The sequence below is a fragment of the Chitinophaga hostae genome, assembly GCF_018224885.1.
Classification (GTDB): domain Bacteria; phylum Bacteroidota; class Bacteroidia; order Chitinophagales; family Chitinophagaceae; genus Chitinophaga; species Chitinophaga hostae.
Genome location: NZ_JAGTXB010000058.1, coordinates 1 through 743, shown reverse-complemented (window position 1 = coordinate 743; position 743 = coordinate 1). Strand labels below are relative to the sequence as shown.

The window sequence follows — 743 nt, the reverse complement described above, 5'->3', positions numbered from 1 at the left end:
GAAACCGGTTTTGAAATATACAGAAGTACCAGCAGCGGCGGAACATATACCATTGTAGCTACTACAGCAGCCAACGCGGTAAGCTATACTGACACTGCCCTGCAGGCCACTACCGCTTATTACTATAAGATCCGCGCAATTGGTAATTATGGCGAATCTGCTTACAGCAATATTGCCAATGCCACTACAGCAGCCAAACCGCTGCCGCCGGCCGCTCCTACCAATCTTGCTACACAGGCTATTTCCACACAGATCGTGAAATTAACCTGGACAGATAACTCCACTATTGAAACCGCCTACGAAGTGCAACGCTCACTGGCCGACAGCACCCATTTCAGCGTGCTGAAAACACTGGGCGCCATCGCTTCCGGACCGGGCAGCTTCTCTGATTCATCACTGGCCGCCAATACGGTTGCCTACTACAAGGTAAGAGCATATGGTGACGGCGGCTTCTCCGGCTTTACACCGGCAGTAATGGCTAAATCATTGAACAACCCGCCGGTAATAGCTGATATCAGCAGTCAGACCATCCGTTACGGCACTACCCAAAGTATACCGCTGTCGGCCACTGACCCTGATAACGATCCGATTACCTACAGTTTATACAATGCGCCTGCCTTTGTTACCCTGCAGCAAAATGCAGGTGTTACCTCCCTCAATCTTGCACCAACCGCAGCGCAACAGGGTACCTTCAATGGCATTGGCGTAATTGCAGCAGATAATAACGGAGGAAAAGATACCGC

Annotated in this window: 1 protein-coding gene; it reads left to right on the top strand. The window is 50.7% G+C overall.

All coding sequences use genetic code 11. The features are described from left to right. A partial coding sequence (locus tag KE626_RS34495) for an Ig-like domain-containing protein (RefSeq protein WP_211977715.1) occupies positions 1 to 743 on the top strand: 743 nt, incomplete at both ends.